23 protein-coding genes and 2 pseudogenes are annotated in these 24,938 nt (G+C 57.4%); 13 read left to right on the plus strand and 12 right to left on the minus strand.

Going from position 1 to position 24,938, the window contains the following annotated elements; translation table 11 throughout:
* Window positions 1–3 precede the first annotated feature (3 nt).
* The 4 genes from C8N45_RS16810 (at window position 4) to C8N45_RS16825 (ending at window position 4,028) form a co-directional block, all read left to right on the plus strand.
* The gene (locus tag C8N45_RS16810) at window positions 4–846 is read left to right on the plus strand and encodes an amino acid ABC transporter permease (RefSeq protein WP_108387426.1); all 843 of its coding nucleotides are present in this window, start codon (window positions 4–6) and stop codon (window positions 844–846) included.
* A 41-nt stretch (window positions 847–887) separates the two neighbouring features.
* On the plus strand, window positions 888–1,721 hold the full coding sequence (locus C8N45_RS16815) for a transporter substrate-binding domain-containing protein (protein ID WP_108387427.1): 834 nt from the start codon (window positions 888–890) through the stop codon (window positions 1,719–1,721).
* A gap of 63 nt (window positions 1,722–1,784) precedes the next feature.
* Window positions 1,785–2,666 (plus strand): amino acid ABC transporter permease, encoded by an 882-nt coding sequence (locus C8N45_RS16820; RefSeq protein ID WP_108387428.1) that lies wholly within the window; start codon window positions 1,785–1,787, stop codon window positions 2,664–2,666.
* A 129-nt stretch (window positions 2,667–2,795) separates the two neighbouring features.
* The gene (locus C8N45_RS16825; protein WP_108387429.1) at window positions 2,796–4,028 is read left to right on the plus strand and encodes an ADP-ribosylglycohydrolase family protein; all 1,233 of its coding nucleotides are present in this window, start codon (window positions 2,796–2,798) and stop codon (window positions 4,026–4,028) included.
* Window positions 4,029–4,119: 91 nt separating this feature from the next.
* Here C8N45_RS16825 and C8N45_RS16830 read toward each other — a convergent pair whose 3' ends face one another.
* Window positions 4,120–4,698: a helix-turn-helix domain-containing protein gene (locus C8N45_RS16830; RefSeq protein ID WP_108387430.1), complete on the minus strand. Its 579-nt coding sequence runs from the start codon at window positions 4,696–4,698 to the stop codon at window positions 4,120–4,122.
* A gap of 58 nt (window positions 4,699–4,756) precedes the next feature.
* Between C8N45_RS16830 and C8N45_RS16835 the strand changes: the two genes are divergently transcribed.
* The 6 genes from C8N45_RS16835 (at window position 4,757) to C8N45_RS16860 (ending at window position 11,698) form a co-directional block, all read left to right on the plus strand.
* Window positions 4,757–6,010, plus strand: coding sequence for an FAD-dependent oxidoreductase (locus C8N45_RS16835; protein ID WP_108387431.1), 1,254 nt, complete (start codon window positions 4,757–4,759; stop codon window positions 6,008–6,010).
* Between the two features lie 9 nt (window positions 6,011–6,019).
* The gene (locus tag C8N45_RS16840; protein ID WP_108387432.1) at window positions 6,020–6,277 is read left to right on the plus strand and encodes a sarcosine oxidase subunit delta; all 258 of its coding nucleotides are present in this window, start codon (window positions 6,020–6,022) and stop codon (window positions 6,275–6,277) included.
* Complete coding sequence (locus C8N45_RS16845; protein ID WP_245882716.1) at window positions 6,267–9,182, plus strand: sarcosine oxidase subunit alpha family protein; 2,916 nt, start codon at window positions 6,267–6,269, stop codon at window positions 9,180–9,182. Before C8N45_RS16840 ends, C8N45_RS16845 begins: the two co-directional genes overlap by 11 nt.
* A gap of 3 nt (window positions 9,183–9,185) precedes the next feature.
* Window positions 9,186–9,683, plus strand: a complete 498-nt coding sequence (locus tag C8N45_RS16850; protein WP_108387434.1) for an aminomethyltransferase family protein — start codon at window positions 9,186–9,188, stop codon at window positions 9,681–9,683.
* Between the two features lie 948 nt (window positions 9,684–10,631).
* Window positions 10,632–10,985, plus strand: a complete 354-nt coding sequence (locus C8N45_RS16855) for a CidA/LrgA family protein (RefSeq protein ID WP_108387435.1) — start codon at window positions 10,632–10,634, stop codon at window positions 10,983–10,985.
* Window positions 10,982–11,698 carry an LrgB family protein gene (locus C8N45_RS16860; protein WP_108387436.1) on the plus strand — a complete coding sequence of 239 codons (717 nt, stop codon included), beginning with the start codon at window positions 10,982–10,984 and terminating at the stop codon, window positions 11,696–11,698. Before C8N45_RS16855 ends, C8N45_RS16860 begins: the two co-directional genes overlap by 4 nt.
* Before the next feature lie 209 nt (window positions 11,699–11,907).
* On the opposite strand, the pseudogene C8N45_RS16865 reads toward C8N45_RS16860, so the two are convergent.
* The 8 genes and pseudogenes from C8N45_RS16865 to C8N45_RS16900 form a co-directional block, all read right to left on the minus strand.
* Window positions 11,908–12,384 (minus strand): annotated as a pseudogene (locus C8N45_RS16865) (helix-turn-helix domain-containing protein); the annotation flags it as partial.
* A gap of 190 nt (window positions 12,385–12,574) precedes the next feature.
* On the minus strand, window positions 12,575–12,856 hold the full coding sequence (locus C8N45_RS23015; protein ID WP_133175997.1) for a hypothetical protein: 282 nt from the start codon (window positions 12,854–12,856) through the stop codon (window positions 12,575–12,577).
* 176 nt (window positions 12,857–13,032) lie between these two features.
* A pseudogene (locus C8N45_RS23740) lies at window positions 13,033–13,340 on the minus strand (IS3 family transposase); the annotation flags it as partial.
* Between the two features lie 227 nt (window positions 13,341–13,567).
* Window positions 13,568–13,948 (minus strand): DUF2237 family protein, encoded by a 381-nt coding sequence (locus C8N45_RS16875; RefSeq protein ID WP_108387438.1) that lies wholly within the window; start codon window positions 13,946–13,948, stop codon window positions 13,568–13,570.
* A gap of 4 nt (window positions 13,949–13,952) precedes the next feature.
* Complete coding sequence (locus tag C8N45_RS16880; RefSeq protein WP_108387439.1) at window positions 13,953–15,047, minus strand: serine hydrolase domain-containing protein; 1,095 nt, start codon at window positions 15,045–15,047, stop codon at window positions 13,953–13,955.
* Between the two features lie 232 nt (window positions 15,048–15,279).
* On the minus strand, window positions 15,280–16,308 hold the full coding sequence (locus C8N45_RS16890; protein ID WP_108387441.1) for a DUF2332 domain-containing protein: 1,029 nt from the start codon (window positions 16,306–16,308) through the stop codon (window positions 15,280–15,282).
* Window positions 16,305–16,979: an aminoacyl-tRNA hydrolase gene (pth, locus tag C8N45_RS16895; protein WP_108387442.1), complete on the minus strand. Its 675-nt coding sequence runs from the start codon at window positions 16,977–16,979 to the stop codon at window positions 16,305–16,307. The genes C8N45_RS16890 and pth overlap by 4 nt, the downstream gene beginning before the upstream one ends.
* A 181-nt stretch (window positions 16,980–17,160) precedes the next feature.
* Window positions 17,161–17,811, minus strand: a complete 651-nt coding sequence (locus C8N45_RS16900) for a 50S ribosomal protein L25/general stress protein Ctc (RefSeq protein ID WP_108387443.1) — start codon at window positions 17,809–17,811, stop codon at window positions 17,161–17,163.
* Window positions 17,812–18,403: 592 nt separating this feature from the next.
* Between C8N45_RS16900 and C8N45_RS23305 the strand changes: the two genes are divergently transcribed.
* Both C8N45_RS23305 and C8N45_RS16910 read left to right on the plus strand, forming a co-directional pair.
* The gene (locus C8N45_RS23305; protein WP_168769509.1) at window positions 18,404–18,565 is read left to right on the plus strand and encodes a hypothetical protein; all 162 of its coding nucleotides are present in this window, start codon (window positions 18,404–18,406) and stop codon (window positions 18,563–18,565) included.
* Between the two features lie 251 nt (window positions 18,566–18,816).
* Complete coding sequence (locus C8N45_RS16910) at window positions 18,817–19,962, plus strand: MFS transporter (RefSeq protein ID WP_108387545.1); 1,146 nt, start codon at window positions 18,817–18,819, stop codon at window positions 19,960–19,962.
* A 17-nt stretch (window positions 19,963–19,979) separates the two neighbouring features.
* On the opposite strand, the gene C8N45_RS16915 is transcribed toward C8N45_RS16910, so the two are convergent.
* Together C8N45_RS16915 and trpA are read right to left on the minus strand one after the other, a co-directional pair.
* Window positions 19,980–21,143, minus strand: a complete 1,164-nt coding sequence (locus C8N45_RS16915; RefSeq protein ID WP_108387445.1) for an alpha-hydroxy acid oxidase — start codon at window positions 21,141–21,143, stop codon at window positions 19,980–19,982.
* Between the two features lie 57 nt (window positions 21,144–21,200).
* Complete coding sequence (trpA, locus tag C8N45_RS16920; protein ID WP_108387446.1) at window positions 21,201–21,992, minus strand: tryptophan synthase subunit alpha; 792 nt, start codon at window positions 21,990–21,992, stop codon at window positions 21,201–21,203.
* Between the two features lie 196 nt (window positions 21,993–22,188).
* On the opposite strand from trpA, the gene ychF reads away from it, so the two are divergent.
* Entirely contained in the window at window positions 22,189–23,286 is a 1,098-nt protein-coding gene (gene ychF / locus C8N45_RS16925; RefSeq protein ID WP_108387447.1) for a redox-regulated ATPase YchF, read from the plus strand.
* A gap of 68 nt (window positions 23,287–23,354) precedes the next feature.
* Here ychF and C8N45_RS16930 read toward each other — a convergent pair whose 3' ends face one another.
* The gene (locus C8N45_RS16930) at window positions 23,355–24,818 is read right to left on the minus strand and encodes a globin-coupled sensor protein (protein WP_211095482.1); all 1,464 of its coding nucleotides are present in this window, start codon (window positions 24,816–24,818) and stop codon (window positions 23,355–23,357) included.
* Window positions 24,819–24,938 lie beyond the last annotated feature (120 nt).

Genomic DNA, 24,938 nt, shown 5'->3' on the forward strand with positions numbered 1-24,938 from the left:
GTGATGAGCGTACCAGATTTGTCCAGCCTGAGAGGCCAACCGCTGCCGCAACTACCACCGTTCCAACGGTTTCTCGGGTCCACGGCGGTGTCGGTCGCAATCTATGTTGCGGTGATGCTGCTGATTGTCTACGGCTCGTTCTCCGGTGCGCAGAACATGGGCTATAGCTGGCAGTGGCACCGGGTTCCCCAGTTTTTGTACAGTTTTACAGATGAGGGCTTTCAGCTAGGTGAGATATTTCACGGTCTCTTTGCCACCATTCAATTGTCGGCTACGGCCTTCGCGCTGGCCGTCGCACTTGGCCTGCTGGTCGCTCTTCTGCGACTATCGGGGCTGGTCATGGGCACGGCGGTGTCGATCGGCTTTCTGGAGCTGATTCGCAACATCCCGCTTTTGGTACTGCTGTACCTCTTCTATTACGTGCTTGGCCCGATCTTCGGATTTGACCGCTATTCGGCCTCGATCCTGACCTTGGCTGTGTTCCATTCTGCCCTGATTTCCGAGATATTTCGTGCCGGCATCAACGCCGTGGACAAAGGCCAGTGGGAGGCTGCGAAATCCATCGGGATGAGTACCGGCCAGATCTATCGCTACATCATCCTGCCGCAATCGATCCGCTTCATGCTGCCCCCGATGACGGGCGAGGCGGTGCATCTGATAAAAAGCTCGGCTATCGTCAGCGTCATCGCAGTGGCGGAACTGACTACGGTCGGGCGCAACATCATTTCTGACACGTTCATGAGTTTCGAAATCTGGTTCACGGTGGCCATTGTCTACATGGTGGTCACGCTGATCCTGTCCTTCGGCGTCAGCTATCTCGAACGAAGATACATCGTAGACCAATAAAAAAACACCGAGGCCCTAGAGTTCCAACAAGGAGACAAGACATGAGAATTACACGCAGACTGTTCGGGGCCGCCATTGGCGCGGCCATGGCGGCAGGCATAGCCCTGCCCGCAGCGGCACAAAGCGCGTCGCAGGCGCTGACCGCAGAAAGTGTCATCACCCAAATCCAGGAAGAGGGTGTGATCCGCATTGGCCTTTCACTCTTCGTGCCGTGGTCCATGCGCGACGTGAACGGCGAACTCATCGGATTTGAACTCGACGTGGGCCGCCAATTGGCAGAAGACATGGGCGTCGAAGTGGAATTCGTGCCGACCGCCTGGGATGGCATCATCCCTTCGCTTCTGGCTGGCAATTTCGACGTTATCATCTCCGGCATGTCCGTGACCGCTCAGCGGAACCTGTCGGTTAACTTCAGCGATCCCTACGCCTTTTCGGGCCTGGCAGTCCTTGCCAATACTGAGTTGACGGAAGGCATGTCGTTGGAAGACATGAACTCTCCGGACGTGACATTCGCCGCACGCCGCGGCGCAACACCGGCGGCTGTAATCGCAGAGAAATTCCCCGAAGCCCAACTGCTTCTGTTCGACGAAGATGGCGCATCAACCCAAGAGGTGCTGAACGGCAACGCCCACGCCAGCATGTCGGCGCAGCCCGGCCCGGACCAGGACGCCGCGCGCAACCCCGGCGTGGTTTACGTCATGGGCGACCAGCTGTTTGACGCCCGCGGCGAGGGCTTTGCGCTTCGCAGAGGTGACCCGGACGCACTGAACTTCTTCAACAACTGGATCGCACAGCAATGGCGCTCCGGCTGGCTGGAAGAGCGTCACGACTACTGGTTCGTGGGTGACGACTGGTCCGACCAGGTCGCGCAGTAACCAAATCACGCGAAGGGGCGGCATCGCTGCCCCTTCCCCTATCCCGTCAGGCAGGCCCGCATCGTGTTCCGTTTTTTTCAGAAATTCAGATGGCCCGACTGGGTGATCCTTGGTGTCCTGATGGCATTTTTCGGGTATATCTGGTTCACCATCGAAGGCACGCTGAACTATTCGTGGCGCTGGCACCTGATTCCCAACTACATTCTGGGATGGCACACGACGCGCGAAGAATACTTCGCCAACATCCTCCTTCAGGGTTTGGCCGCGACGATTCGCATTTCGATCTATGCCTCAGTTCTGGCGCTGATCCTCGGCACGATCCTGGGCATTGCACGCTGTTCTTCGAACCTGACGATCCGGATGCTGGCGCGCACCTATCTTGAATTTCTGCGCAACATTCCGCCTGTCGTCGTCATCTTCATCTTCTTCTTTTTCCTGTCGCAGCAGTTGATCGATTTCCTGAACCTCGAAAGATGGGCGCGCGGCATCGCGCGGCAGGACAACAACGCCGTATGGGAATTCTTCTTCGGCGAAATGCGTCGCTTCCCGTCGTTGATCTCGGGCGTCATCGTGCTGGCACTGTTCGAAAGCGCCTTCGTCGGCGAGATCATCCGAGCGGGCATCCAGTCAATTCCCAAGGGGCAGCGCGAAGCGGCCCGCTCGATCGGGATGAGCCATGGTCAGGAACTTCGCTACATCGTCCTGCCACAGGCGATGAAGAAAGTTGTCCCGCCATTGGCCAACCAATTCATCTCACTGATCAAGGACAGCGCCATCCTGTCGCTGATCTCGGTTCAGGAACTGACCTACAAAACGGTCGAACTGGTGGCCTCGTCGCGGATGATCTTCGAAGCCTGGATCACGACCGCGGCGTTCTACTTCGTCGTCTGTTTCGGGCTCAGCCGCATCTTCGCGCGTCTCGAAAAGCGGTCCGACAAGCAATAGGTCGCGAAGCCTCGTCTGATCCGGCGTGATGACGTGCGGCCGGCTAGCAATTTCTTACTTCGGCGACGTTGAATCCTGTCGTGGGGTGCGGGCGACGTGAACAAAGTGCAAATAGAGAAAGGTAAACTCATGAACACTGTAAAAACGGTTTGTTTGGGCGGCCTGGTCGCGGATGCGGCGGCAATGGGCTTTCATTGGATGTACGATCAGGAAAAGATTCAGAAACTGGGTGCCGATACGCCCGAATTCTTCGACCCGACGGCGTCCTCTTCAGCCTATACGCGCAGCGCCGAACTTGAATCGACTTTCGTTCATGCCGGCAAGAAACCCGGCGACATGACGCAATATGGTGAGCAGTTGCTGGTCATCATTAAGGCACTGGCCAAGAATGACGGAAAACTCATCCAGACCGAGTACGAGCAGGAATTCAAAAGCTTCTTCGGCCCGGGTGGCCCCTGGGTGGGGTATATCGACCGTCCGACTGGACGCGTGCTGTACAATCTGGAGAAGCGCAACCGCGATGCCTACCTTCAGGCGAGAAGCTTCGACAATGGTCTGACCGAAAGCGAAAAGGACGTCCTGGACGATGAAGTCCGGGTCTCCTTCAAGTTCTACGACGATACGAAGAGCGTCGATTACAATCTGGAAGTTCTCGACGGTTGGGTCCTCCGCAAGAGCGACTACAAAAGAGACCCCAAAAAAGACCAGATGAAGATCGACTACTGCCGCAACATGTTCCACACCGTGCGCAATTGCGAAAAGGACCTGTGCGGAGATATCGGTGATGACCAGTTCCCCGCCATCGCAAAGTTGCCACCGATTGTTGCGCTCTATCGCGACAAAGAGGATTACGACGAGATGGTCGAACTGGCCGTTCGGATCACGAACCACAATGACAAGGCGGTTATCTACGCAAAAGTATATGCTGCAATGCTGAGAGCCGCGATCGAGACGCAGGACAAGGACGCCGTTATCGCGGCGGCGAAAACCCAGGCGAGCGCCAGTGCGAACGAAGATCTCAACAAGGAGATCTCGGATGCGATCAACGAGGCCCTTTCGTTGCTGGACAAGCCCCACAGGGAAATCGGGTGGTACTTCGGGCCAAGCTGTCACATGCCCTATGGGCTGCCGCAGACCATTCATCTGATTGCGAACTGCAACAGCTACGTGGACGGAGTTCGGATGAATATCTCTGTTGGCGGTGACAATGCGGGCCGGTCGATCATGGTCGGTGCCATTCTGGCCGCGTTGTATGGCGTCGATACGGACAACGGCTTGCCGCAGAACTGGATCGACAAGCTTACCAAGCGGCAGGAGGTCGATGACCTTCTGGGCAAGCTCGAGCCAATCGGCGCTGGTTGACCGGGGATTGGCGAAGGTCGTTTTGCGGCCTTCGCCCGCGCTTTGCGTACCGCCGACTTGCGCGGGCGACAGTTCTGGGCCAGTTCTTCTGTCACGCGGGCCGCGACGTGACGGTCAGAAACTCGATGTGATCGCCGGTGATCTCGGCAAATCCGTGCGGCAGTTTCGCATCAAAGCTTACGGAATCTCCGGGGCCAAGCGGGATTACCTCGCCGCCGCAGCGATAGGTGGCCGCGCCCGAAAGCACGTGGATGAAAGCATAGCCCTCATGCTGATAGCCGGGCAGGGTACCGGCATCCGCCGCCTCGATCCGGATGCGTGCGGCGTCGAACCGGCCTCCCGGCCCGCCATGCTTACCAAGCAAAAGATAATCATGACTGTGGTCCGGCGTCACCCGGCGCGAAGGCAGGCCTTGGCCTTCCTTGACATAGTAAATGTCTGCCGCCTGCTCGTGCTCAGCCAAGAGGGCCATCACCGGAACTGACAAGGCACCCGCCAGCGCCGACAAAGTGGCAAGCGAGGGCGAGACCTGCGCTTTTTCGATCCGGCTGACCATCGCGGGCGAGACCCCGGCTCTGGTGGCCAGCGACGTTACGGTCAACCCTCGCTCCATTCGTAGACGGTTCAGGGCCTGCCCGACTGCAAGGTCGATCGCCGGTTTGTCTATCATGGTGTTCAGCCCTCTGGAATCACTTGACGAGTTTTTACCTATAGTAAATCATGTGACCATGAAGCAAAGCTATTCTGCTCTCTCCCTTCTACGCCACGGGATCAACCGGCACACCACATGGGCCCCCGCCTGGCGCAGCCCGCCATTGAAGGATCGCTACGACGTGATCGTCATCGGCGCGGGCGGGCATGGGCTGGCGACGGCCTATTACCTTGCCAAGGAGTACGGGCTGACCAATGTCGCGGTGTTGGAACGCGGCTGGCTTGGCGGTGGCAATATCGCGCGCAACACGATCACCATCCGCTCGAACTACATGCGCGATGCGTCGATTCCCTTCTATGTGAAATCGGTGGCGCTCTACGAGGAGATGACGCGCGAACTGAATTTCAACACGATGCATTCCAAGCGCAGCATGATCGACGTAATCCAGAATTACCCGATGATGCGCGATCGCAGGCGGCGCCAGCACATCATGGATATCTACGGGTCCACCTATGAACAGATATCAGAGGCTGAGATTCGCAGCCGCATCCCTGCGCTGACAGGTGGTGGCCCTGATGCACGGCTGCCGGTGGTGGGTGGCTACGTCCACACCGATGCCGCCGTGAACCGTCACGACGCCGTGGCCTGGGGCTATGCCCGCGCCATCGATTCCATGGGCGGAGAGATCCACCAGCAGACGCCGGTCACGCAGCTATTGCGCGGGCCAGACGGGCGAATCAAGGGCGTAGAGACGCCTCGTGGAATTATCCGCGCGCCGAAGGTGGCGATTGCGGTGTCCGGCCACACCACGACGCTCACCGAAACCGTCGGGCTTAAGCTGCCCTTGCGCAGCATGAACCTGACGGCCTTTGTATCGGAACCGGTGAAGCCGCTGATTGACGTCATTGTCAATTGCCCCGACGCGGGCTTCTACCTCAGCCAGTCCGACAAGGGTGAGTTGGTGCTCGGCGGCGCGCCTGATCCGGGCCAGAGCTTTCGACGCGACATCAAGCAGAACGTGTTCGAGGATACTGTCGCAGCGATGCTGTCACTGTTCCCCGCCTTCAAGCGGTTAAAGCTGATGCGGCAATGGGGCGGGCATCTGGATATCGCTCATGATGCCTCGCCTATTCAGGATGAAACAGACGTGCCGGGGCTGTTCATCACCGCCGGGTGGTGGGGCGGCTACAAGGCGATTCCGGCGGGCGGTCTGACGCTGGCGCATCTGGTGGCGAAGGGGCGGCCGCATCCATTGATGGAGCCTTTCACGATCAGCCGCTTCCGTCATCTCGACTACGTGATGGAAACCGGCACGACTACGGCGAGGTAAACGTAAGCCATGATGCAGATTCCCTGCCCCTTCTGCGGGGCGCGCAATGAAAGCGAGTTTTCCTTCGGCGGCCCGGTGAAGCCTCCACGCCCCGAGCCTGAGGCGGTCAGTGATGCGGACTGGACGGCGTGGCTAACGCAGGTGCCCAACCCGCTCGGCCCCGTTCAGGAACAGTGGTGGCATGTGCGCGGCTGCGGCACCTGGTTGACCATATGGCGCGATACGCGCAGCCATGACATTGTGGAGGGGCCGGGTGATGGAAACTAAACGGCTGGACAGGGGCGGGCGGATCGACCGCTCGCGCCCTCTGACCTTCACTTTCAACGGCAAGGGCTATTCGGGCTATGAGGGCGACACGCTGGCCTCGGCTTTGCTGGCCAATGACGTGCGGCTGACGGCGCGTAGTTTCAAATACCACCGCCCGCGAGGGATCGTTGGGGCAGGGGTGGAGGAGCCCTCTACGCTGGTCGAACTGATGAACGCGGACGCCTCGGGCAACCAGCCTGCGACGACTGTGACGTTATCCGAAGGGCTGGTGGCCAAATCTGTCAATTGCTGGCCGTCACCGGGGTTTGACATCGGGGCCGTGAACCAGTTGGCCGCCCGGTTCATACCGGCAGGGTTTTATTACAAGACCTTCAAATGGCCGAACTGGCATCTCTATGAGCCGGCCATTCGCAAGGCTGCCGGCCTCTCCGCCGCGCCGTCAGAACCGCCCGCAGCGGGCCAATTCGAAGCCCGCTATGGCCATTGCGACCTGCTGATCGCGGGGTCGGGTCCGTCGGGCCTGATGGCCGCGCTGACGAGCGCGCGGGCCGGGCTGCGGGTGATAATCGCGGATGAAGGGTGCGAGGCGGGCGGGGCGTTGCTATCGCGCAAGCTCACCATCGGTGGGGCGCCTGCGATGGACTGGGTGGCCGAGGTGGTCGCGGAACTGGTGGCAATGCCCAACGTTACCCATTTGCAAAACGCGACCGTCTGGGGCTATCGCGAACACAATTACCTGATGGTCACCGAACGTTCGCCGGATAATCCCAGCCTGCTGGAACGCACGTGGCGGGTGCGGGCGTGCCATGTCATTACCGCGACGGGCGCGATTGAGCGCGGCCTCGTCTTTGGCAACAACGACCGGCCCGGCGTGATGCTGGCATCGGCCGTGCAGACCTACGTCAACCGCTACGGCGTGGTCCCCGGCAAGCGGCCTGTGATCTTTACCAACAACAACTCTGCCTATGCCGTGGCTGCCGATCTGGTGGCAGCGGGCATAACGATCGTAGCAATCATAGACAGCCGGGACAGCGTGCCAGAGGAAGCCCGCGCTTTGGTTCCCGGTGTCGAGGTCATGGCCGGAAAGGTCGTGACCGAGGCGCGGGGGGGACGCCGGTTGCGCGGCGTGGTCGTGGCCGGGAAAACCGGTGGTTCGGCGCGGAGACTCTCCTGCGACCTGCTGACGATCACAGGCGGCTGGAACCCGACTGTGCATCTATGGTCCCAGTCGCGCAGTTCGCTGCGCTATGATGAGACACTGTCGACGTTCCTGCCCGACACACCGGCGCAGGCGGTCAGCGCAGTGGGCGCGGCGGACGGCGCGCTTGCTCTGCAACAGGCGCTGCGATCCGGCGCAGAGGCCGTCGCACGGCTGACCGACACCGAACTGCCGGAAATTCCCCACGCGCCCGATCTGCCCTATGCCATCGAGCCGATCTGGCGGGTGGAAACCGCCCGCGGCAAGTCGTTCCTTGATCTGCAAAACGATGTCACCGTCGATGACGTGCACCTTGCGCTGCGCGAGGGCTATTCCAATGTTGAGCACGTCAAGCGCTACACTACCGGTGGGATGGGGATCGATCAGGGCAAGACCGGCAATATCAACATCATTGGCACCGTGGCTCTGGCGCAGGGCGTTACCATTGACGCGGTCGGAACCACCACCTTCCGCGCGCCCTATACACCCGTTTCCTTCGGGGCCATTGGCGGGTTGCGCGAGGAAACCGTTGCATTGCCTTATCGCCACACCCCGATCACCGACTGGAACCTCGCCCAAGGGGCTTTCATGTACGAATCCGGCGCGCGCTGGCGCAGGCCAGGCTATTTCCCGAAAGGCGGGGAGGGCCTGCAAGAGGCGACCAACCGCGAATGCCGCGCGGTTCGGTTCGGAGTCGGGGTCTATGACGGATCTCCCCTCGGTACTTTCGAGCTGAAGGGCCGCGACGTCGGACGGTTTCTCGATTACCTCTACAGCAACGTGATGTCCTCACTGAAACCGGGCAACGGACGCTACGGGCTGATGCTGTCCGATGACGGGCTCATTATAGATGACGGGGTGTGCTTCCGGCTCGATGACCATCGCTGGATCGTCTCGACCTCCACCGGCCATGCCGACGCGATCAACGGCCATATGGAAGAGATGCTGCAAACCCGCTTCCCCGAGTGGAATGTGTTCATCACGGCGGTCACCAGCCAGTGGAACAACGCCACGATCTGCGGCCCGAAGGCGCGGGAGGTAATGGAAGCGCTCGGCACCGACATCGATCTGTCGCCCGACGCCTTCCCGTTCATGTCCCTCCGCGATGGCACCGTTGCAGGCCTGCCCGTCCGCCTAGTGCGCGTCAGCTTCACCGGCGAGCTGTCCTATGAGGTCAACGTCGCGCCCCGGCATATGCGGGATCTATGGGCCAAGGTGATGGAGGCGGGCCAGCCCTTCGGTATCCTTCCCGTGGGATCCGAGGCCAGCCATGTGCTGCGGGTTGAGAAAGGCTTCCTGTCGCTCGGCCACGAGGTGGATGGGACGGTCGATGCCTATGATCTTGGTATGGGCTGGTCCATGTCGAAGAAGAAGCCCGATTACCTTGGAAAACGCGCGGTTCATATCCGGCGCGAGACCGGCGGCGTGCGGCGTGAATTGGTTGGTGTGATCTCCAAATCCGACCGCCAGATACCCGAAGGCGCGCCGCTGACGCCCGGCGGGCGCAAGGAAAAGACAGAGGGCTTCGTCACCGCCTGCGTCTGGAGCGTGGTGCATGACCGATGGGTGGGGCTTGCCTTGCTGGAAGGGGGGCATTCCCGCCATGGTGAAACCGCGCATGTGCGCCTGAAGGGGGGCGAGGTGATTCCTGTGCGAGTGACGGTTCCCTGCCATTACGACCATGACGGCGAAAAGCTGAGGTCCTGATCAATGCCCTATGACGTTACATTCACCCGGCTTGAAACGCAGGCGCTCTATGACCTCAAGGGTCCGCAAGCCGCCTTGCGCGATTGGGCGGGCGACGCGCTGCCTGACTTCCCGAACCGCCCCAATTCGAAAACCGAGACCGGGGGAGCGGCTTTGATGTTCATCGGCCCGGACCACTGGATCTTGCGTGCCGAGCTGGATGCTGAGGACGCACTGGAAGCCGCACTCCGCCCGGCTGATGCGCCGCCGGAGATCTCCATCGTCCGGGTGTCCGACACGCTGGCCGTTTTCCGCATCACCGGGCCTGACGCGGTTGAGGTTCTGGCCATTGCTTGCCCGATGGACCTGCACGAGAGCTGTTTCGGTGCAGACGCTGCGAGCTTTACGGAAGCCTTCGGCCTCAGGTCCCTTGTCACCCACTGCAAAGGCGGTTTCGACATCGCGGTCGAGCAAAGCTTTGGTCCGATGGTGGCAGATTACCTCACCCGTATCACCACCTGATCCCGGACGCTTGCCCCAGCCCAAAGGGACGTTGCAATGATTGGATTGTACGGAGTGGATGTCCGGGTGGCACGCTCGATCATGCCGCAGCTTTGTTCCAGCTAAGTTCACCCTGTTTGCGGCAAACCGAGACTGGTTCGAATTCGTCTGACAGCACCGCCATAATAGTCACTTAAAGTACTGTTTTTGATATATATTTGTATTTATCTTAAGTGTGCAGATACAATTCACGATGCACTTTATGCACAATCGAACGCGCCGTGATCAATTTCTTGAATGTCACTGAGAACTGACCCGGTCATTCATCATGCTTTGTTCCTCATGATATAGTCAATGCTGGTGTCTCCGTCCGCTTACCACGTTTCAATTATCCATATTTCCCGGAGTTTGGGGATTTTGGGATAGCCAGCGAGGGCTCGCCGGATAGCACAAAGTCCTGCTTTGAAGAGAGAGCAAAAGGATCGACGGGCTTTTTGAATCCCCTTTTTTCGCCGCGTAGTGCGACTTGGTGCTCTTCGTTTGCTCCGGTTGAAACAGCCCAGTACATGGCGATTGCCAAAAACCAAGATGAGGCGGGCCAGTCAGTCCGGCTTTTTGATCTGGCTTTGGGTAATTCCAAAGCCCCGGGTTTTGAAGTCGTAGAACATGGCCTCAATACCCCATAGCATTCCATAATCGAGCACCCTGTACTCGGAGGGTTTTGCATTCAAGGCAATGATCCATGGCACCTTATCCTATGCCACTGCGCCGCTTCCCGAACGCAATCTGCCAGAACAAATTTCAGCGGTATAGGTCGAGCTTGTAGCCACCCTGTGCCTGATCCTTCCAGATAAATCTTGCGCGGGCGCGCCGTTCTCTTGCTGCATCTGAGAAGAACTTTTCCATTGGTCTTGAAAATTGTTTAGCGTCCAAAAAAGACGTCGATCATCGTTTCAGGAGAGAAAACATATGCTTCAGACACTTGGCCTTCTCTTGGGCTGCCAGCTGCTGGGAGAAATAACTGTTCGCGGCTTTGGCCTCTCGATACCTGGCCCGGTCTTGGGTCTTGTCCTGCTTGTGCTGTTGCTCGGTGCGATACCCGCACTGGCTGAACGGCTCAGGCCGACTACCATGATCATCCTGGCGAACCTGTCTTTTTTGTTCGTACCTGCGGGTGTCGGCGTGATCAGCAACTTCGCGGTTCTGACCCAAGACGGGATTGTACTGCTGGTTATCTTGATCCTTTCGACGGTGCTCTCGATGCTGGCTGCCGTGGGAACCTTCATCGGTGTTCGCCATGTAACTGAACGCTGGACGGCATGACTGACGTTGCAAGCCTCTGGAGTTACCTGGCAACCACCCCGCTCATATGGCTCACGACAACCATCCTCGCCTATCTGGTTGCAGACGGGGTGGCGCGGCGGCTGGGCAATCCGCCATGGGCCAATCCCGTGCTGATGTCGGTGCTATTAATCGCCCCCGTGCTTTGGTTGACACAGACAGATTACAAAACTTATTTCGAAGGCGCTCAGTTCATCCATTTCCTGCTCGGTCCCGCGACGGTGGCATTGGCTTTGCCGCTTTGGGACAATCGCGACACAATCCGGGCCTCGGTCGCGCCGATCCTTCTGGCATTGATTGCAGGCTCGTTCGTCGCGGCAGGCTCGGCGATTCTGCTGGCGCGTGCCTTCGGTCTACCGATGGAGGTCCTGCTGTCCCTGGCGCCAAAGTCGACCACCGCGCCCGTCGCCCTCGGTATCTCCGAAGCGATCGGAGGGGTTCCGGCGCTGACCGCCGTGTTGGTTATTTTGACGGGAATCATCGGGGCTGTGACGGTCACGCCGTTGATGAATATGCTGCGGATCACCGACTGGCGCGCGCGTGGGTTTGCCGTCGGCGTTGCCGCACATGGAATCGGCACCGCCCGCGCTTTTCAGGTAAACCCGGTGGCAGGCGCCTATGCCGGTATCGCCATGGCAATGAACGCTCTGCTCACAAGCCTGATCGTACCGCTGTTGGTCCGCTGGCTGGTTTGAAAGCGTTCCAACTCAGCTCCCCGGAAGAGCGTAAGTGGAGCGCCGCCCCACACTTACGGCATGACGCGTGATCTGCGATTCAGAGGCTTCTTTGATTTGTGGGGAGTTTCTTGATGGGAGCTAAAAGCGAGTTACTGGCAAGGGTTCCGCGTCGGGCGGATGGGAAGCGGGATTGGCCATTGGATTTGAAGGCTCGGATCGTGGCGGAGATGGGCCGTCTCGCTCTTACCGCAGGCCTCATCATCCAGTTTCTTCTTTTCAAGCGCCTGCACTTAGGCCTCGGTCAGGATGGCGCCCTCTTCGGCCACCGTCGCCTTGAGCCGGGTTTTGAAGTTGGCCGGATCGTCCCGCAGCCAGATCGATCGGACACCGGAGGGTGAGACAAAGACCCCCGGTTTGCGCAGCTTGTTCGCGGTGCGGGCCTGGCCATAGGCCGGGAAATCCGTGGCGGTTTTGATCACCGCATCCTCGGTTGCCTGATCCACCCGGTTCGCGAGATTGGGCTTGCGCCTCGTGCGCTCGAACACCGCCTCGACGCCGCCGTCCTCGACCGCTGATGCGCAACGGCAGACCCTGTCCCGGCTGTAGCCCATGACCTGACAGGCCTTCGACACGTTGCCCAACGCCTCGGCCAGGTTCAGCAATCCGGTTTTGTGTTGGATGATCTTGTCGGTAGAGTTCAACATTGTGGTTTCCTTGTTTGATGGTTCGGTTTGCACCTCCATCAAAACGGACAACCATCATCTCCTGTAAGAGATGCACCGTCCCCATTTCAGCTTGCTGAGAAGGGGGCGGTGTCAGATCACATCGAGACTAATTCATCTAATTCCACGCAAGCAGAAGATAGCACAAGCGGCTCAATTGCTGCTCATCAATCTAAAGCGGGCTAGGACCCACGCCCTTACCGCCGGGCTGCTCATATTCGTCGTCCTCCTGACCATCCATTGGAGTAGCGCGAGGCGTATTCTCTCGATTTTTTCCGCTATTGCCAGTGATGCCGTCCCAAGGACTGTTGCCTACAGGCTTAGCGTTGCCAGGGTTACCGCCCGCTGGTTCTTCGCACTCGCAATCAACTGGCGGCTCACCATCAGCAAAGCTGGCTGTTCCTAGCATCGCAACAGCAATTGCGCTCAGTGCTGTAATTTTGGTCTTGTTCATATCAACTCTCCTATGAGATTACTGTTCACAGCCAAGGGCAAACATCAGCCCCTCGCACCCTTAGACTGCGCCTCAAGCGTCAATATGGCAATGATTTATATCAACTGCTTCAACCTCAAATCTTGCTGCACAGACAGGTTAATTGGTCACTTTTGAGCAAACGGGCTCCTATATCAGCGATATAATGAGGTACGCGGAATGCCCAACTTGGCCAATGTCTGGCGCGCTGAAAAATGGATTTCTTCCACCAGCCGGATGATCTCCCGCTTCTCTGATGGGGGATACCTCATTCGTGGTCGCCTCCATCGCCTGTCATGCTTTTTTTGATAGAACGCAGTTCGAGAGTCTGTTCCGCGCCCATCTCCTTGAGATCGTTTGCTTGGCAGCGCAGCTCCCTGACCTCGTCGGCGCTTGCAGCACGGGCTGTTTCACCGGCCAGACGCCGCCTCATGGCCTCCATGACGTCCTTCGACCACTTATGATAGGTGCCCTGGGATAAGGTCAACGCGGGTGACGCGCAGCGGTGTTTGAGCAGCGTCTGTCAGGACAACGGGAAGGGTCGGGTCAGGACCCTGGATCCTAAAGGGATAGGATCGCTCAGGAGCGACATCAAACCGTGACAGGCCCAAACAGCATCTCGTGACTGGCCTTGGGCAAGTTTGCTGACATTGTCGGAATAGCAAGGACCAAGACCGAGAAGAGGCAAGGCACCTATTCAGGCAAATCCTCTGCATATTTGCGGAGGATATCAATTGGTACGATCTCAAGTGCTTTGACGTGGGTAGCATGCAGGTTGACTTGCGGGGCGGCCCCTTCTTCGTGGGCCTGTAGAAACCTGCTGGCGCACAGGCACCAGCTGTTCCCTGCTTTCAGGCCAGCGAACCCATATTCGGGGCGCGGTGTGCTCAGGTCGTTGCCAAGGTATTTGGACAGGGCCAGGAATTCATCGGTCATGACTGCGCAAACCGTATGGCTGCCTGCATCCTGCGCACATGTATCACAGGCCCCATTACGGAAGAATCCTGTCACCGGATCGGTTGAGCAGGTTTGCAGGCTGCTGCCTAAAACGTTGAATGACGGATCTTTTTCCATACTGCTAAAGGCTTTCTGAAATCAGGCGGAACATCGCCTCGTTTTGTTCGTTTACGCCCGGGTCGCGAAAGTTCCGGTCGGCACCATGTACTGCGATGACCACGTTGTTGATACGGTCAATGTAGATATATTGCCCGTAAATGCCACGGGCCATGAATTGCCCCGGTTTTGATCCCACAGGAATCCACCACTGATAGCCATAGCCAATCTCGCCCGGTGCTGTCTTGGCGCTGGCGGTTGTCGAGTTTTCAACCCATTCCGCCGGGACGATCTGTTGATCGTTCCAGCGCCCGCCGTTGGCAAACATCTGTCCAAAGCGGGCGTTGTCCCGCGTGGTGGTGTTGAGCCCGCCCAGCACAAAGGAAGTGCCGTGGCCATCTGTCAGGTAGAACGGATCAGCCTCCAGCCCCATCGGCCCAATGATCTTTTCGGTCAGCAGTTCCGGAATATCCTGGCCTGTCGCACCCCGAATCACCATGCCGATGACATGGGTGTCGATAGAGACATATTTCCAGCCCGCGCCGGGAGCTGCGAAACTGTTGTTTTGTTTGGTTGTAAAGGCATCCATGGAGCCACCCAACGCCAGTACCCGCCCCATCTTGTTGATATCAGAAAAGAAAGCGAGGTAGTCCTCGTCAAACTGTACGCCTGACGACATTTGCAGGACATCTTTGATTGTAGCGTCTTTGTAGGCGGTATTGCGCAGTGCGGGCACATAGTACGCGACGGGGGCATTGATGTTGTCAAAGACCCCCTCATCCAGAAGGATGCCAAACAGGGCAGACAAATAGCTTTTTGATACCGACCAATTGATCCGCAGGTCTGCGGCGGTGGTCGCGTGGAAGTAATCTTCATGTGCGACCTGTCCGTTCTTGAGGATGACAAGGCCCGTTACTGCGCGTTCCTTGATCCATTGGGCGGCCTGCTGTGGCAAGTGGGCGGCTTGTCCTTGGAGCAATTCACTTGCCACTGCTTTTCCATCTTTCAATGGAGTGTTGAGAAAGATCCGGTCCATGTCAGAGAAATTGCTGACAATTTTCTTCTCGGAGAAAAGTGTCAGCACGGCTGCCAGTCTCTTGATTTCTTCAGTTTTCCACATTGCTATGCCACCTCCAACAAGCAAGAGCAGCAAGATCAGGCGCAATGCCCAAGACAGGGCTGGTATCGTGGTATTCCTCCATGCCCGCCACCATGACCTGAGGTTTGTTGCCTTGCAACGGATGATCTGTTGCCTGGCGCGGCTTGCGCCGCAGATGATTTTTTGCGCTTGGGCCGCGCGTGCCTTGGGGCATTACCCCAAACCCCATCATCACGTGTCTTAAGACTGTGCTTCAGCCGTTCCAATCGACCCAGCGCCCATGGAAATCGGCCCGCCCCAGTTTGACCGTGTGATTGCCCGGCCATAACCGGACTGTCAGGGCTGCCCCATTGGTGCCGCCGTCGTTTTCCATCGAAAACCAGGCCATCGGATGGGCCATCGTTGCTTTTGCGCCCGCAGCATCGATCATGCCGGCCCCGATTTTCTGTTTTTCGACTGGGAAATATTGCCACGCTATTGTGCTGTAGATCAGGTGTACTGTGTTTGGGGTATGCGTCAGTCTGCCAGCGAGCCAGTCAATCGCATCGCCCTGATCAATCTGGGTCATTGCCGCAGCGATCGCTGCCCGCGTGAGGGCCAACCGCTCTGGCTGGTCGGGCCAGAGATAGGCTTGCAGCCGCAGTGCGTCAGCCGGGTCGGACGGGTCCAGCGGGTTTAGATCGACCCCGGCCCGTGCAACGACATTCGGGGCCGTTTGTGGAGGCAGGGGGCCGCGCCACTCCGGACGCAGTGTCATCGCCGGATCTCCCGCTCCAAAACTATGGTCGCCGATCTCCAGTGCGTAGCGGTCCCAGTGCAGGTTCAGTCCGCCACTGGCCCCCAGCTCTGACGTCCGCAGTGGCATATCATAGCGGCCAGCCAGCCAGTGCCCCAGCGCAATCAAAGGCGCGGAACGGCGTACTTCGTTGGTTTGGGGCGCGCTGTCGATCCATGTGCCGATGAAGGTCGCCTCTTGTCTCAGCGCGTCACAGACCACGGACCAAAGGGAATTATCATCCGTCACATGCGGCGGATAGACCCGCGTCAGGCTGTCATGCCCGTTCAGGCGCAGCGCATGTAACGCCCCTGCAAGCCGCAAAGGAACAGATTGCGCCCGGGGTCCAAGATCGCCCTGCCAATTGAAAATGCGGGTCTTGATTGCACCGTCCGGCCAATCCTTGGTGGCGCACAGGCGCATCAATTGCCCCATGAAGAGAGAACCAAGGCTTGCGCAGGATTCGGACTGGAATTGAAATGCCTCGCGGATGCGCGACGGGGTCATTTGAACCTGTCGACGAGTTTTTGCATGGCGCTGCGTGTGTCGACCGGCGATTCCGGGGGGCGTGGGGCAGCTTTGGGCTTTGGTGTGCTTGTCGATGATCGCGCAGGAGCAACCCGCAGTGCGATTGCGTTCAGAAACTTGCCGCCATCGCCAGCAACCAGATGCGCGATGCCGTCGCTGACGCCACGCAATTCATCGTCAAGCCAATCTGCGTCGGCCTTGGGGAAGTCGCGCAATACATAGCCGGGTACCGCATCCTTATGGCCGGGATGTCCGACACCCATGCGCACCCGGCCATAATCTGCGCCGATATGGTCGTGGATCGACCGCAGGCCATTATGCCCTGCATGTCCACCACCGGACTTGAGCCGCACCTTCCCCGGCGCAAGATCAATTTCGTCATGAAATACAATGACGTCCGCGGGCTCCAGTTTGAGGTAGCGCATCGCTTCGCCCACTGACTGGCCGGACTTGTTCATAAAGGTCTGGGGTTTGAGCAGGGTGATCCTGTTTGATCCGATGCGCCCTTCGGCAATCTGACCCTGGAACTTATTCCGCCATGCAGAAAAACCATGATCCGATGCAATCCGGTCCATCGCCATAAATCCGATATTGTGACGATTATGCGCGTATTTCGCACCGGGATTACCAAGGCCAACAAGTAGTTTCATGGCACTCTTTTAGCGCGTGCCGCAGTGCGGCGCTAGGGGCTTACTGCGCCATACCGACGGCAGGACGGGTCGGCGGTCGGGCAAGCTGGGCTGGCAATTTCAAAGATGGGCGGACTTTGCATTGCCAACGAAGAAGGGCACCCCAGAAAAGGGTGCCCTTATGCTGCAACAGCAGGTTTGCTTATTCTGCGTCTGCATCGCCCGTGGTTGGGACGGCGTCAGCCGCGACTTCTTCTTCTTCCTCGTCATCGGCGACCAACGCGCGTGGCGCTGCGATGTTGGCAATAACAAAGTCACGATCGGAAATGACTGACTTCGCACCTTCAGGCAGGGTTACGCTGCTGATCGAGATGGTGTCGCCCAACTGTACGTCGGCCAGATCAACCGTGATGTGGTCAGGGATATCACCTGCGAGCACTTCGAGTTCGACTTCGTTGCGTACGATTGTCAGAACGCCACCTTTCTTCACGCCGGGGCATGTGTCGGCATTCAGGAATTCAACCGGAATAAAGATTTTCACCCGGCTGGTGCGCTTCAGACGCATCAGGTCGATGTGTGTGGGCAAGTCCTTGACCACGTCGCGCTGCACGCCGCGGCAAATAACGCGCACGTCTTCCTGACCCTCGACCTTGAGGTTGAACAGGGTCGACATGAAGCGCCCCTTGCGCAGCATGGTCAGCAGATAGTTGAATGGGATGCTGATGGATTGCGGGTCAACGCCGCCACCATAAACAATGCCAGGTACGTCGCCATCACGGCGAGCTTGGCGGGCGGCCCCCTTGCCTGTCCCCGCGCGTACCTTGGCGTTAAGATCAGGGATCTTTCCAGCCATAAGTATAGTCCTTTGATGTAGGGGCCCGCCTCCAAGGGTGTCCGAGCCCGATGAAGATTGCGCTATAGGGGGGAATCAATGCGTTGAAAAGCGTTTTTTGGCATCACAGGGCAGCTTGACCTGTTCTGACTGTTTCTCCCCCAACAGCTCACTTTCGGCGTCCGAACGGTCCGTTTCCGGAGTTAAAGCTGTGGTAACGTCATTGATTGTCAATTTCTGTCTGACAGAAGATATTCTGCATTGGATGGATACGTCTATGAACCAACTGTGTTTCGGTCTTGTGCCTTGCGTGAAACTTGCTGGTTGCGCCGATTGCGATGGATAGCGGGAAACCTGCCGACAGATGTGCACGACGACCTTTTGTCATTCAGGATCACGATAGCACTTTCTGCGGCCTTTGCCGGGTAGTCTTGGTAGATTGACACAGCTTTTAAGCAAGGGTTCGATCCTTTGCGCATGGAATTCAACAGTTTGGTCGTCAATCTGCGGGGGATGATTTCCGATGCGTCGATTTCTTTGGTCGAATTTGGCGGCCGGTCAGAGGAACTTGTCGGCGCGACGACTGGTCTTGCCGATAGAACGCAGCATCAGGATGGCGTATTATGCAAACGCATCCTCGACCACACAAGCTCTGAAACAGTCTTTGGATGACATGGTTGAACGGGCGCGATCAGCCAATGAAAAGGCAAAGCAAGCCAGCGACGGCGCGGAAGAGAGCGGCACAGTCGTCAGCGAGGCGATGAACGCGGATTGAGAAGTCATCGGGTGAGCTGGACAAACTCATACCAAAAGACGGAGTAGAAGGAAACTTCAAACGCTTATGCAGAGGTCTTTTGCACGTCCAGATTGCTTCGAGACAGGCCATGGCCGGCCATGGAACGAGGCACTGAAAGGGACTGAAAAGAGTGAGTTTATCCAGTTGCATGTAATCAAATGGGGCTGCATTTACGGCACATATAGAATTGGGACTTGCTTTGGGTGGTCTTCGCGGGCACGCATGCCGCTATGTCGATTTTGAATGCTGTGTCCTTGTCGCGTCGTCCTGCTGCTGCCTTCGTTGTGATTGGGCTGTTTTGGGGGTGTTTTGCGGCGCATGTCCCCGTACTTAAGGCGCAACTCGGGGCGTCTGACGGCTTGTTTGGCCTTCTGCTTTTGGGATCTGCAACGGGCTTGGTCTCGTCCATGTGGCTGGCGCCTAAGGCGGACAAGGTCCTTGGCGCCGCAGGAATGCAGGTCGGAGTGGTCTTTCTGGCTTTGGCGTGGACCCTACCGGCCCATGTGACCACGCCGTTGCTGTTTGCTGGCGCGATGGCCCTTGTCGGGCTGGCGTCAGGTATGTTGGACGTGATCATGAATGCCCGCGTCAGCGAATTGGAGGCGACACACCGAAGGCCGTTGATGAATGCCAACCACGCGATGTTTTCTGTCGGTTACGCGGTGGCGGCATTGACTGCAAGTGCGACACGCGATGCGGGCATTTCGCCGACCTTGGTTTTTGCCGGTCTGGCTGTTCTGTGTGTGTTAATCGTGCCGATGATGCGCATGGGTGTCATGCAAGTCGATGCTGACCCTACCTACGCCGGGCACTACCCGTTTTGGCCGATCGCGCTTTGCGGGGCCGTTACGCTGGTGGCGTTTATGTCGGAGGCGACGGTGGAAGCATGGTCGGCGCTTCATGTTGAACGCACTCTTGGTGGCGGCGCTGCAGAAGGGGCGCTGGGCCCTGCGATGTTGGGGCTGACCATGGCTATCGGGCGTTTTTCCGGGCAGATGGTGTCAGAGCACTTGCGTGAAGTCACCGTTGTGAAAGTTGCGGCCGCGATGTCAGCCACGGGAGCCGTCATTGCCGCAGTCGCGGCCAGCCCGATTATGGCCTATCTGGGGTTCGGCATCCTGGGACTAGGCGTGTCTGTCATCGGCCCTATGGGGCTTGCGTTGGTAGGCAAACTTGTGCCCCCGCATCTGCGCACGGAAGCCATCAGCCGCGTCGCTGTCATTGGCTTTTCGGGCTTCTTTTTTGCGCCCATGTTGATGGGGCTTTTGTCAGAGTTTTTTGGCCTAAGGGTCGCGTTTGCTGCTGTCGCAGTGCTGTTGCTCAGTGCAATTCCCTTGGCCTCATCGGTTGCCAAACACCCGGCTGCCGTCACCTGAGCGGTTGGCGAAACAGATCAAGTCCAGTCGCCAGAAAAATCTTTGGGGATCAAAAGGATGTCACGGTCAACTTCGTTAATATCCCGATGCCCGCAAAAAGCCATCGTCAGATCCAGCTCTTTGTGGATGATGTCAAGCGCTTGGGTTACGCCCTTTTCCCCCATCGCGCCCAGTCCGTTGACGAACGCGCGACCGATGTACGTACCCTTTGCGCCCATCGCCATTGCCTTGAGCACATCCTGACCTGAACGAATGCCGCTGTCGAAATGGACCTCAACCTTATCACCAACGGCATCAATAATCTGTGGCAGGACTCGAATAGACGACAGTGCTCCATCCAATTGCCGCCCGCCATGGTTGCTCACTATGATCGCATCCGCGCCAAGACTTGCTGCTTTCTTGGCGTCCTCGACATCCAGAATGCCCTTGAGAATAACCGGGCCATCCCACAATTTCATCAGTTCTGCGACGCGATCCCAATCCAGCGCTGGGTCAAACGCTTCGGCGGACCAAGAGGATAGCGAACTGGGGTCGCTGACACCTTTGGCATGGCCAACAATATTACCAAAAAAACGCCGCTTTGTTTGCAGCATCTCCATGCCCCAAGCCCATTTTGTCGCGAGATTCATTATTGTGGGAATTGTGAACTTCGGCGGGGCAGTCAACCCGTTCTTAAGGTCCTTGTGGCGCTGGCCCAGGATTTGCAGGTCCAGAGTGATCACAAGTGCCGAACATTTTGCCGCCTTTGCGCGGTCAAACAGTCGGGTCATGAAATCAGTATCTTTGAGTGTATAGACCTGAAACCAGAAGGGTTTGCTGGTATTGGCGGCAACATCCTCAATTGAACAGATCGACATCGTTGACAGCGTGAAAGGTACGCCGAATTTTTCGGCCGCGCGCGCTGCTTTGATTTCCCCATCGGCGCATTGCATGCCAGTCAGTCCGACAGGTGCCAGCGCCACGGGCATGGCGACATCCTGCCCGACCATCTGGGTCTTGGTCGTGCGGTCAGTCATATCGACAGCGACGCGCTGTCGCAGGCGTATCTGGTCAAAATCAGACGTGTTTTCACGAAATGTCTGTTCGGTCCAACTGCCACTTTCGGCGTAGTCATAAAACATCTTCGGCGTGCGCCGTTTGTGGATGCGTTTCAGGTCATCAATCGTGGTAATCACTGGCATGTGGAAATTCCTGATTTGGTAATTTTTATTTACCAATTCATGGGGCGCATTGCAAGGCTAGGCGCGGTGCGTGCCGTCGGCCAGCGCCTTGACGAAAGCCAGTACATCCTCGACGGAGTCGCCCGCACCTATCTTTTCCACGATTGCGGAGCCAACAACTGCCCCGTCCGCGATGCCTGCAATGGCTTCGGCCGCGTCAGGTGTTCTGATCCCAAAACCCACGATGACGGGCAGGTCGGTCGCCGCTTTGATGCGCGCGACCTCGGGTGCGACGTCAGCGGTTTGCGCAGCAGCCGTACCGGTGATGCCGGTGACGGAAACGTAATAGACAAAGCCAGACGTGTTCTGGAGCACGGTCGGAAGCCTTTTGTCGTCGGTAGTGGGTGTGGCAAGGCGGATAAAGTTGATCCCGGCAGCTTGCGCGGGAATGCACAATTCTTCGTCTTCTTCGGGGGGAAGATCGACGATTATCAAACCGTCAATGCCGGCGGCTACCGCGTCTGCCAGAAAGCGATCAACCCCGCGCGAATAGATCGGGTTATAATAACCCATCAAGACGATGGGGGTCGTGTCATCGCTTTTGCGAAATTCACGCGCATAATGCAGCGTCTTTTCAAGGTTCTGGCCGCCTTCCAAAGCGCGCTGACCCGCCAACTGGATCGTCGTCCCATCCGCCATCGGATCGGTAAAGGGCAGGCCCAATTCAATGATGTCGACGCCTGCGGCGGGCAAACCTTTGGTCACGGCAAGCCCGGTGTCATAATCGGTATCGCCCGCCATGATGTAGGCCACAAACGCTTTGCGATTTTCGGCACGCAGTTGGGCAAATTTGGCATCGATCCGCGACATGGCAGTTTCCTTTGAACGGCAATTTCGTGCAGAGGTTTGGCTGAGCGGGCAAGTGAAGTCAATTGTTTGCACGCCTGATCCGGAGCAGAGCTGAAAGGGGATGACCTTTGCTTCTACTTTGCGCTTTTTCGCAAGTCTGCTTGCGATGTGTGCCCGCGCGGCCTAAAGCATGCCAAACGTCAAAGGAGTACCGGTCATGGGTTTCAAAATGGGTATCGTGGGTCTGCCGAATGTGGGCAAATCGACCCTGTTCAATGCGCTGACCAAAACAGCAGCGGCGCAAGCGGCCAACTTCCCCTTTTGCACGATCGAGCCCAACGTGGGCGATGTCGCCGTTCCGGATGGGCGACTGGACAAGCTGGCAGCGATTGCCGGTTCAAAGCAGATCATTCCCACGCGTATGACCTTTGTTGATATCGCCGGTCTGGTGAAAGGCGCGTCAAAAGGTGAGGGGCTGGGTAACCAGTTCTTGGCCAACATCCGTGAATGCGACGCGATTGCCCATGTGCTGCGCTGTTTCGAAGATGACGATATTACCCACGTTGAAGGCCGGGTTGACCCTGTCGAAGATGCCGAGGTGATCGAGACGGAACTGATGCTTGCCGATCTTGAGAGTATTGAAAAGCGCCTGCAAAACCTGACACGCAAAGTGCGTGGCGGTGACAAAGAGGCGGTACAACAGGTGCGCCTGCTGGAAATGGCACAAGCAGCGCTGGAAGATGGCAAGCCCGCACGCACGGTTGACGTTGATGCCGACGACGCCAAGCAATGGAAAATGCTCCAGCTTTTGACCACGAAGCCGGTGCTTTACGTCTGCAACGTCGAAGAGGATAGCGCAGGGACGGGCAACAGCCAATCGGCGCGTGTTGCGGAAATGGCTGCCGCACAGGGCAATTCACATGTCGTCATCTCGGCCCGGATCGAGGAAGAAATCAGCCAGCTTGACGCTGACGAGGCCGAGATGTTTCTGGCCGAAATGGGTTTGGAAGAGGCAGGCTTAGATCGTCTCATTCGCGCGGGCTACGAACTGCTGCATCTGCAAACCTATTTCACCGTCGGCCCAAAGGAGGCGCGGGCATGGACGATCAAGGAAGGCACCTCTGCTCCTCAGGCAGCGGGCGTCATTCACGGTGATTTCGAACGTGGTTTCATCCGGGCAGAAACCATTGGCTATGATGATTTCGTCAGCCTTGGCGGTGAGGGTCCATCAAAGGAAGCGGGCAAGATGCGCGCGGAAGGCAAAGGGTACATCGTCAAGGACGGTGATGTGATGCATTTTCTGTTCAATACATAGCAAGCGCAACAAACAAGCTTTTCGTTGCGCATCGGAGTGCAAGGTGGGCAGCACAAAATTGTCGTACTTCAGGCTGCATGACCCGCTCTGGCAGCCCGTTCAAATGACTGGTCCGCGTCATGTTCAGACCCGGCATATCTGAGGTTCGAAACCAGATCTTGCAGTTCTGTTGACTTATTCTCCATCGTTTGCATTGCCAAAATCGTTTTCTCGACCATGCCTGCGTTCATTTGTGTGATTTTGTCCATTTCGGCGATGGCAACGTTTATCTCAGACAGTCCTTGCGACTGTTCTACCGATGCTGCTGCAACATTACCGGTAAGATCAGACACCTCTTCAAAGCGGGTGACGATATCGGCGAATGTTGTTTTTGCTTTTTCAATCAGAGCGACACCCTGCCCAACGGTTGCGCCGCTTTCTTCGATAAGTTTCTTGATATCGCGTGCGGCATCCGAGGTTCGAACGGCCAATGATCTGACTTCCGAGGCTACGACAGCAAATCCTTTGCCAGCCTCGCCTGCACGGGCAGCTTCGACCCCGGCGTTCAGGGCCAGCAGGTTGGTTTGAAAGGCGACATCGTCAATAAGAACCGTGATTTGTGAAATGCTGTCAGAGGAGCTTTGAATCGTGTGCATCGCATCGGCGGTATTACCAATAAGAGCAGCGCCTTCGGTTACCTCTCCTTGCGCTTTGCGACCGACTTCGTTGGTTGCCTTTGTGTTTTCAGAAGATGAAGAAACGCTTTCCGTGAGCTGACTCAACGCAGCAGCAGTTTCTTCCAGTGATGCGGCCTGACTGACCGTCCGTCTTGACAATTCATCGGTGGCTTGCGTGATCTCGGCGATCATGCTGCGCAAGTCGCTCATAGAGATGACAAGGTTTTCAATGACCTCGCCCAATTGACTGGTCGCGGCATTGAATTTTACCCTGACCGCATCGTACCTGACCGGGTAATCGCTTTCATCTGGGCCAGCGATAACATGTGCCAGATTTCCGTTGGCAAGTTCCATAATTGCGGAATCCAGTGCGTCAAAGGCTTTTTTCTGTTCCTCACCCCAAACGGTGAAGGTGATGTCGACGACCCGTTCAATGTCCAGCAGAAGCGCACGTTGCAGAGCGCTGACAATCTTGCTGCTATTCCGTTTCTTTCGGCGGAACAGGCCGCCGGAGAGTTTTTCCATCAAAAGCTCGGTCAAATGCGATGCGGCACAAGCGTAAGCTGACAAATACGTATCAAGCGGTAGGTTGATCCGGGCATGGGTGCGGCCAATCCTTTCTACCGACGCTACATACTCTGAACCAAAGTCACCTGATAACAGGCGTTCCCAGTGTTTGTGCTGGGCACTCCGCGCAGCGTCCACCCTATCCTTCGAAGCAAAGAACTTCGTGGTTTCGGGGTCTTTGAGTGCGCGCTCGTAAAATCTGGAAAGAACTGATTGCAGTTGGGGAAGCAAATGCCGGCCTACTTCCTTCAGATAGTTACAATCGTTCAGATCAAATTGATCCAGCTTCTTCTTTAATTCATTCTGCATGAGAGAGAACCCGTGATTTCACTTGCTACGAGCCATAGCGAGGAAATATTAGCATCTTACTAATTTGGCTAAGGGCTTTTGTGCTGGCGTTTTTTTGCGGCCTTAAAGGGGACAAGGGTT

Source organism: Yoonia sediminilitoris, assembly GCF_003058085.1.
GTDB classification, from domain to species: domain Bacteria; phylum Pseudomonadota; class Alphaproteobacteria; order Rhodobacterales; family Rhodobacteraceae; genus Yoonia; species Yoonia sediminilitoris.

Coding starts and splice junctions, on each gene's coding strand:
- C8N45_RS16845 (WP_245882716.1), top strand. CDS start 6,267: ATGGAAACTAAACGGCTGGACAGGGGCGGGCGGATCGACCGCTCGCGC.
- C8N45_RS16825 (WP_108387429.1), top strand. CDS start 2,796: ATGAACACTGTAAAAACGGTTTGTTTGGGCGGCCTGGTCGCGGATGCG.
- pth (WP_108387442.1), bottom strand. CDS start 16,979: ATGAAACTACTTGTTGGCCTTGGTAATCCCGGTGCGAAATACGCGCAT.
- C8N45_RS16890 (WP_108387441.1), bottom strand. CDS start 16,308: ATGACCCCGTCGCGCATCCGCGAGGCATTTCAATTCCAGTCCGAATCC.
- C8N45_RS16840 (WP_108387432.1), top strand. CDS start 6,020: ATGATGCAGATTCCCTGCCCCTTCTGCGGGGCGCGCAATGAAAGCGAG.
- C8N45_RS23015 (WP_133175997.1), bottom strand. CDS start 12,856: ATGAACAAGACCAAAATTACAGCACTGAGCGCAATTGCTGTTGCGATG.
- ychF (WP_108387447.1), top strand. CDS start 22,189: ATGGGTTTCAAAATGGGTATCGTGGGTCTGCCGAATGTGGGCAAATCG.
- C8N45_RS16835 (WP_108387431.1), top strand. CDS start 4,757: ATGAAGCAAAGCTATTCTGCTCTCTCCCTTCTACGCCACGGGATCAAC.
- C8N45_RS16930 (WP_211095482.1), bottom strand. CDS start 24,818: ATGCAGAATGAATTAAAGAAGAAGCTGGATCAATTTGATCTGAACGAT.
- C8N45_RS16860 (WP_108387436.1), top strand. CDS start 10,982: ATGACTGACGTTGCAAGCCTCTGGAGTTACCTGGCAACCACCCCGCTC.
- C8N45_RS16830 (WP_108387430.1), bottom strand. CDS start 4,698: ATGATAGACAAACCGGCGATCGACCTTGCAGTCGGGCAGGCCCTGAAC.
- C8N45_RS16900 (WP_108387443.1), bottom strand. CDS start 17,811: ATGGCTGGAAAGATCCCTGATCTTAACGCCAAGGTACGCGCGGGGACA.
- C8N45_RS16815 (WP_108387427.1), top strand. CDS start 888: ATGAGAATTACACGCAGACTGTTCGGGGCCGCCATTGGCGCGGCCATG.
- C8N45_RS16875 (WP_108387438.1), bottom strand. CDS start 13,948: ATGGAAAAAGATCCGTCATTCAACGTTTTAGGCAGCAGCCTGCAAACC.
- C8N45_RS16910 (WP_108387545.1), top strand. CDS start 18,817: ATGTCGATTTTGAATGCTGTGTCCTTGTCGCGTCGTCCTGCTGCTGCC.
- C8N45_RS16915 (WP_108387445.1), bottom strand. CDS start 21,143: ATGCCAGTGATTACCACGATTGATGACCTGAAACGCATCCACAAACGG.
- C8N45_RS16850 (WP_108387434.1), top strand. CDS start 9,186: ATGCCCTATGACGTTACATTCACCCGGCTTGAAACGCAGGCGCTCTAT.
- trpA (WP_108387446.1), bottom strand. CDS start 21,992: ATGTCGCGGATCGATGCCAAATTTGCCCAACTGCGTGCCGAAAATCGC.
- C8N45_RS16855 (WP_108387435.1), top strand. CDS start 10,632: ATGCTTCAGACACTTGGCCTTCTCTTGGGCTGCCAGCTGCTGGGAGAA.
- C8N45_RS16810 (WP_108387426.1), top strand. CDS start 4: ATGAGCGTACCAGATTTGTCCAGCCTGAGAGGCCAACCGCTGCCGCAA.
- C8N45_RS23305 (WP_168769509.1), top strand. CDS start 18,404: ATGGCGTATTATGCAAACGCATCCTCGACCACACAAGCTCTGAAACAG.
- C8N45_RS16880 (WP_108387439.1), bottom strand. CDS start 15,047: ATGTGGAAAACTGAAGAAATCAAGAGACTGGCAGCCGTGCTGACACTT.